The organism is Rudaea sp., assembly GCF_036383415.1.
GTDB lineage: Bacteria > Pseudomonadota > Gammaproteobacteria > Xanthomonadales > Rhodanobacteraceae > Rudaea.
The window spans coordinates 1-5274 of record NZ_DASVOK010000188.1 but is presented as its reverse complement, the minus strand read 5'-3'; the positions used below and the strand labels follow the sequence as shown (position 1 = coordinate 5274).

The following is a 5274-nucleotide window of genomic DNA, read 5'->3' as shown; positions in this document are numbered from 1 at the left end:
GCCTGGATCAGCACGTGCTCGGCCGTGTTCGAATGCAGATAGCGCGAGACTTCGTCGAGCGGAAAACTGTGGCTGGTCGACAGCGACAGCACGATCGCATCCTCGGTCGCCGCTGCCTGCAGTTCGAAGTTGAACGTGCGGCAGAAGCGCTTGCGCAGGGCGAGGCCCCAGGCGCGGTTCATGCGGCTGCCGAACGGCGAATGGATGACGAGCTGGGTACCGCCGGATTCGTCGAAGAAGCGCTCCATCGCCAGCTGCGTCTGCGTCGGCAGCAGGCCGAGCGCCGCTTGCGTTGCGCCAAGGTAATCGACGATCTGGCGCGCGGCGGATTCGTTCAAGCCGATTTGATCGCGCAGCCAGTGCTCGGCGGTGTCGGAGCCGAATTCGAGCTGTGTCGACACATCTTCGCGCAGCCGCGACACGGCTTGCGAGAGTTCATCGCTGCGCCCCGGCGCCTCGCCGAGCCAGAACGGCAGTGTCGGCGGCGCACCTTTCGCGTCCTCGACGCGCAGCCGGCCGCGTTCGACGCGCAGCACGCGATACGAGGTGTTGCCGAGCTGGAAGATGTCGCCGGCCATGCTTTCGACGGCGAAATCCTCGTGCACGGTGCCGATGCGCGAGCCCTGCGGCTCGAGCACGACTTCGTAATCGGCCGTGTCGGGAATCGCGCCGCCCGACGTGATTGCGGTCAAGCGCGCGCCGCGGCGCGCGCGCAGCACGCCATTGACTGCATCGCGATGCAGGTAGGCCGAACGCGGTCCGCGCCGTGTCGTATAGCCCTCGGCGAGCATGCGCAGGATGTCGCGGTAGGTATCGAGCGTGAGATCGGCGAACGGATACGCGTGGCGGATCGTTTCGAGCAATTCCGGCTCGCCCCACTCGCGGCAGGCGACTTCGGCGACGATCTGCTGCGCGAGCACGTCGCGCGCATCGCGTTCGACGTGCAGCATGTCGAGCTCGCCGCGGCGCACCGCATCGAGCAGCGCCGTGCACTCGACGAGGTCGTCGCGCGACAGCGGAAACAGGCGCGCCTTCGGCGTGCCGTCGACCGAGTGGTTGGCGCGGCCGACGCGCTGCAGAAAGGTCGAGATCGAGCGCGGCGAAGCGATCTGGCAGACCAGGTCGACGTCGCCGATATCGATGCCGAGTTCGAGCGACGCCGTCGCGACGAGTGCGCGCAGTTCGCCGCGCTTGAGCCGCTGCTCGGCGGCGAGACGCTGCTCGCGCGCGAGGCTGCCGTGATGCGAAGTCACCGCTTCCTTGCCGAGCAGGTCGGACAGGTGCTTGGCGAGGCGCTCGGCCATGCGCCGCGTGTTGACGAAGATCAGCGTGGTCTTGTGCGATTCGATCAGTTCGGCGAGGCGCTGATAAACGGTGAGCCAGACATCTCCCGACATCACCGCGCTCAACGGCGCGGGCGGCAGTTCGAGGGCGAGATCACGCTCGCGCGTGTAGCCGACATCGATGATTTCGCAGGCGTCGTCGTTCGCGCCTTTGAGGAACTTCGCGACTTCGCTGATCGGTTTCTGCGTTGCCGACAAGCCGATGCGTGTGAGCTTGCGCCCGCACAGGGCGTCGAGGCGTTCGAGCGACAACGCCAGATGCGCGCCGCGCTTCGACGGTGCCAGCGCATGGATTTCGTCGACGATCACGCTGCGCGTCGTCGCCAGCATCGCCCGCCCCGAGTCGGAGCCGAGCAGGATGTAGAGCGATTCCGGCGTGGTCACGACGATGTGCGGCGCACGCCGCTTCATCGCCTCGCGCTCGCTCTGCGGCGTGTCGCCGGTGCGCACGCTGGCGCGAATCTCGACATCGGGATGGCCGAGTTCGGCGAGCTGCACTCGAATGCCTTCGAGCGGCGCTTGCAGGTTGATCTGCACGTCGTTCGACAGCGCCTTGAGCGGCGAGACGTAGACGATCTGCGTCTCGTCGGCGAGTGCACCTTCGCAACCTTGATGCACGAGATCGTCGATCGCGGCGAGGAACGCGGCCAGCGTCTTGCCCGATCCGGTCGGCGCGGCGATCAGCGTGTGCCGGCCCGAGCGAATCGCCGGCCAGGCGCGCGTCTGCGCGGGCGTCGGCGCTGGAAACGCCTGCGCGAACCACGCGGCGACGGCGGGATGGAAGTCGTGCAACGCCATGGGCAGATTATGCGCCCGCGCTGGCGCATCGGGATGAACGCAGGACGACGGATTGCGCGAGTAGAGCAGGGCGAGTTGGCGCATCGCGCGATGCTGGCGTGGGCGCGTCTCAGGCTGCGAGACGCGCGCAGTTGGCGCGGACTATCGGCTCGCGCGCTCGGCCCAGCGATACAGCGCTAACACGGCCGCGACGAAGGCGATGCCACCGATCCACACCGATGCCGTGGCGAAGTCGTCGCCGACGAGCGCGAGCGGAAAATCCTTGCCCGAGAATGCGACGATCGCGGCGATTGCAACGCCGATAAGGCCTTCGCCGACGATCATGCCCGAAGCGAGCAACACGCCGAGTTGCTTGCGTGATTCGGGCTTGGCCGCGCGCTCGGCGCGCCTGTCGAAATACGCGCCGGCAATCGCGCCGACGACGACCATCAACGTACTCGAGGTCGGCAGATAGATGCCGAGGCCGACCGCGAGAGGCGAGCAGTGCGCGTTCGCGTTCGAGCGGCGCAATACCTCGTCGATCACGATAAGCACCGCGCCGATACCTCCCCCGATCCCGATCAGGTCCCAACGGATATTGTTCTGGATCACGCCCTGTGCGAGCGCGGAAATCAGCCCTGCCTGCGGTGCGGCGAGCGGGTTTTGGTGCGTGTTTCCCGCGACGCCGACGAAGCCGTAGCCCTGGTTGAGGATTTCGAGTACCGGCGGAATGATCAAGGCGCCTGCGACCACGCCTATCACCAGAGCCCATTGTTGTTTCGACGGCGTGGCGTCGACGAGTTGTCCGGTTTTCAGGTCCTGCAGATTGTTGTTCGCGATCGTGCCGATGGCGAAGACGACCGAGGTGACGAACAGCGCGAAAGCGACCAATGCTTTTTCCATTTCGGGCGGCACGTAAGGCTTGATGCCGAGCGCGAGCAGCAGTGCCGCGCCGATAACAACGAGAATGCCGACTCCGGACAAAGGGCTGTTCGATGCGCCGATCAGGCCCGCCATGTAGCCGGTGACGGCGGAGACGAAGAACCCCATCAGCACGCAGTAGATCAGCCCGCCGAGCGCCAGTACCCAGACGTGATCGCCCAACCCGCCGTGTATGGCGAAATAGCCGAGTAACAGCGCAACCGGCACGAAGCAGATCAGCATCGTCAAACCGACGAAGGTGATCGGAATATCCTGCTCGGTGCGCGGGAGCAAGGCGCCCTGGCCGGACTTGCGCGCGCGTTGCGCGGCGAAGGCCGATGTGAGGCCGGAGGCCACCGGCTTTACCAGTTTGAGCAGGGTCCAGATCGCGGCAATACCGATCGTACCGGCACCGATGAAACGGATCTGTGTCTTCGCAACATCGGAAGCGACTTTCGCCGCATCGCCCGCCATTGCCGCAATGGCCGAGTAGTGCGGCACACCCCAGACCCAGGCGATGGCCGCACCGACCAGCATCGCGATGCCAACCCAGAGTCCAACGAGATGACCCACGGCGAACAGTGCCATCGACAGGCTGAAATCGTATCCGCTGACGGGGCCGCGTTCACCGCCAAAACGGAAATACTGCATCACGTCGCTGGCGAATACGCGTGTGGCGACAATAATCGCGAACACCGCGGCTACGATCGAGCCCCATACGACCGCGAGCAAACCCTGACGGCTTTCTTCCACGCCAGCAGCGGTCCCCGCGTTGCCGGGGCTGCCGACCTTGAGCACTTCGGCGCACGCGACGCCTTCGGGGAACGGCAAGTCCGAACCGGTCACCAGCGCTCGCCGCAACGGAATCGAATACATCACGCCGAGCACGCCACCGAGCGCACAGATGGCGAACGATATCCAGAAAGGAAATCCGGTCCACCAGCCAATCATCAAAAACCCGGGGAGCACGAAGCACATCGCCGACAAGGTTCCCGCCGCCGAAGCGATCGTTTGCACGATGTTGTTTTCCTGTACCGTGGAATCCTTGAAACCGCGCAGCAGGGCCATCGAAATCACGGCAGCGGGTATCGAGGTCGCCACGGTGAGACCTATCTTGAGCCCGAAGAACACGTTCGCAGCCGTGAACAGTACGGTGATGACGACGCCGAGCACGATGCCGCGCCAAGTCAGTTCGCTGCGCGGCTCGGCGGCCGCTGCATGTTGGTTCGCCATGAAACTCCCCAGAGTCGAAAACAGGAAGTATGGCAAACATTTTCCGTCCGGGCCCGCGGGTGATGATTCGAGCACTGTGCTGCAAAGCGACAATCCACTTTCCGTCGTGCTGGTTTTCGTACGCGGCATGTGTCGGATTCAGCGTGCGATGCGAGCGAACTCCCACGTCGAAGCGTTAAGAAAATATTCAATCCGAACAAGAAGTTCAGTTCATGATTGTCGCATCGGAGCGGGAATAGACTGACTCGATTCTGAATGGTTAAGGTCAGGAGTGGAGTCAAACGCCCGGATTTGTTACTATGCGGTCGCTCGCGTTGCCGCTGCCTAACGTTTTATTAACGCGACGCACGCATCAGAAGTTGGTGTGGAGTGATGTTACATATGCGTGCCGCACACGGGGTTTGGCGGACGCCCGAAGAAAAACCATGCAAAGGAGACTCCGAATGAAACGTAATACCTTGTTTGCCGCCCTTGCCCTTGCCCTGGGTGGTGTCGGCGCGATCGGCACGGCGCAAGCCCAGGACTTCGGTTCCTGGTACGTCGCTCCGCGCCTCGGCGCTGTCGTTCCGGATAGCAACCGCACCACGAAGGTGTCGGGCTTCGGCGGCATCGGCGTTGGCGTTTGGGTGAACCCGAACTTCGCCGTCGATTTCGAATACGGCATCAACAACGCTGATTTCAAGAACAGCTCGCCGCGCAATACCCACCAGTGGGAGAGCGTGCAGCTCGACGTCGCCGCGCGTTACTTCTTCGGTGACATCGGCGCCGGCTGGCGTCCGTACGTGGTCGGTGCGCTCGGCGCGCTGCGCCACAAGGCGTACTCGGGCACGCTGCTGTCGGCAGCGGGCATGTCCGACAGCGGTGGCTGGGATCCGATGGCGCTGCTCGGCGTCGGCATCCAGTACGGTCTGTCCGACCGCCTGGCGTTCCGCGGCGAAGTCGCGGCGCGTTACGATCACGACAACAACTCGTTGAACTCGGCTCTTGCGCAGAGCTACGG

General features: G+C 64.2%; 3 protein-coding genes. 1 reads left to right on the top strand and 2 read right to left on the bottom strand.

Features of this window, described 5'->3' with window-relative positions; all coding sequences use genetic code 11:
* On the bottom strand, nucleotides 1–2147 hold a 2147-nt coding region (locus tag VF497_RS07375; protein ID WP_414706860.1), incomplete at its 3' end, for a DEAD/DEAH box helicase.
* 135 nt (nucleotides 2148–2282) lie between these two features.
* Nucleotides 2283–4274, bottom strand: a complete 1992-nt coding sequence (locus VF497_RS07370; RefSeq protein ID WP_330887208.1) for an OPT family oligopeptide transporter — start codon at nucleotides 4272–4274, stop codon at nucleotides 2283–2285.
* A 443-nt stretch (nucleotides 4275–4717) separates the two neighbouring features.
* On the opposite strand from VF497_RS07370, the gene VF497_RS07365 reads away from it, so the two are divergent.
* Nucleotides 4718–5274, top strand: a 557-nt coding sequence (locus tag VF497_RS07365; RefSeq protein WP_330887205.1) for an outer membrane beta-barrel protein, incomplete at its 3' end; no start/stop codon positions are given.

What these genes read in the sequence shown, in the direction of transcription:
- VF497_RS07370 (WP_330887208.1), bottom strand. Translation starts at nt 4,274, where the DNA reads ATGGCGAACCAACATGCAGCGGCCGCCGAGCCGCGCAGCGAACTGACT.